Origin of the sequence: Micromonospora sp. H61, from assembly GCF_018070325.1 — a bacterium.
GTDB classification, from domain to species: Bacteria; Actinomycetota; Actinomycetes; order Mycobacteriales; family Micromonosporaceae; genus Micromonospora; species Micromonospora salmantinae.
In genome coordinates, this window is the sequence record NZ_JAGPXY010000222.1 from 1 (window position 1) to 1173 (window position 1173).

General features: G+C 63.1%; 2 pseudogenes. One reads left to right on the forward strand and one right to left on the reverse strand.

Going from position 1 to position 1173, the window contains the following annotated elements:
- Positions 1-104: 104 nt before the first annotated feature.
- Positions 105-566 (forward strand): annotated as a pseudogene (locus KBX08_RS33285) (IS5 family transposase); the annotation flags it as partial.
- 6 nt (positions 567-572) lie between these two features.
- Here KBX08_RS33285 and KBX08_RS33290 read toward each other — a convergent pair.
- A pseudogene (locus KBX08_RS33290) lies at positions 573-1173 on the reverse strand (type I restriction endonuclease subunit R); the annotation flags it as partial.

Sequence of the window (1173 nt, forward strand, 5' to 3'; positions counted from 1 at the left end):
AAATAATCATGCCCATCAGCATTGACTTGACTTGTCATGAGGTCAGTCTTCCCGAGATCGGCTAGGGCGTGCCCTGCCGATCTTGTAGCGGTTGATCGGTGACGATGTCCCCGGTGGTACGTCGTGGTGAACTGACTGACGAGGCATGGGCGGTGATCTCGCCGCTTCTGCCCGAGCCGGGTGGTGCGCGGGGACGGTGGCGGGATCACCATCAGGTCATCAATGGGATCTTGTGGAAGCTGCGGACGGGTGCGCCGTGGCGTGACCTGCCGGAACGGTTCGGGCCGTGGAAGACGTGCCACGAACGCCTTCGTCGCTGGACGGCCGATGGCACGTGGGATCGGATCCTCGCGGCTGGGCAGGTGCATGACGACGGCACACCCGCGCAATGGACGATCAGCATCGACTCGTCGATCGTGCGGGCACACCAGCATGTCGCTGGCACCCGCAAAAGGAACTCCCCGACAAGTCCGGCGACGCCTGGTGCGCAGGATCGCGAGGCCATCGGCCGGTCATGCGGCGGGTTGACCACGAAGATCCACCTCGCCGTCGACGGACGGGGCCGCGCCTGCTTACACGTCTGTCCGCTGCTCGACCGCTGCCTCATAAAAGGCGTCCGCGAGTGCCATGATGACAGCGTTGATACCAGGGCCGTCGCTGAAGAAGTAGTCGGCCATAGTGTTGTGGGCCTCCTGGTTGTCGACGACCGCCTCGGTGACCGCCGCTTGGAAGTCCTGCGATTCCATGAACTGCTTCTTCGAGTTCACCTTGGCCTGGTTCACCAAGTCCGGGTAGGCGAGCAGCCGCTGCACCAGTCCCTTCACGAACTCACTGACCTGAGACGCGGAAAATGACTCGGCGCCGAAGAGGTCGTTCATCTTGTCGATGACGACCTGCAGGGCGACGTACTTCGGCTCCTTCCGGGTGCCGGTGCCCGCGGCGCCGATACCCTTGAGCTCGCCGTCACCGGTCAGCGAAATGTCCACCGTGGTCATCTTGTTGTGCTTGACCCCGACCAGGACGACGTCGGAAAGGTCGACCTCCGCGGCCCAGGAGGCGTCTGCGATGACGTTCTCCAGCAGCCGCAGGAAGATCGACAGCATCTCCATGTACGGGTCGCCGTAGTCGACGATCTGGCTCATGAAGTCGTAGAGCCGGACGTAGGTGGAGACG